Source organism: Microvirga pakistanensis (genome assembly GCF_004458765.1).
Classification (GTDB): domain Bacteria; phylum Pseudomonadota; class Alphaproteobacteria; order Rhizobiales; family Beijerinckiaceae; genus Microvirga; species Microvirga pakistanensis.
Genome location: NZ_SPJX01000466.1, coordinates 1 through 223, shown reverse-complemented (window position 1 = coordinate 223; position 223 = coordinate 1). Strand labels below are relative to the sequence as shown.

At 75.3% G+C, this 223-nt stretch carries 1 pseudogene; it reads left to right on the top strand.

The features are described 5' to 3' along the window. Window positions 1-223: pseudogene (locus E4K09_RS20305) on the top strand (ATP-binding protein); the annotation flags it as partial.

The following is a 223-nucleotide window of genomic DNA, read 5'->3' as shown; positions in this document are numbered from 1 at the left end:
CCGCGCGCCGCCGCCGCCGCCCGCGCCCTCCACCAACGATCTTCTGGCCCAGCTCGCCCGCACCCGCGCGGCGGCGGCCCCCGAGCCGCAGGTCGAGGAGGCCACCGAGGAATCGAAGGCGGAGCGCGAGGCCGCGCTCGACGCGATCCTGCGCGAGATCCTCGACGATCCCGAGGCGGCCTTCCGGTCGGTGGCCGTGCTCTATCAGGATTTCCTCGTGCGG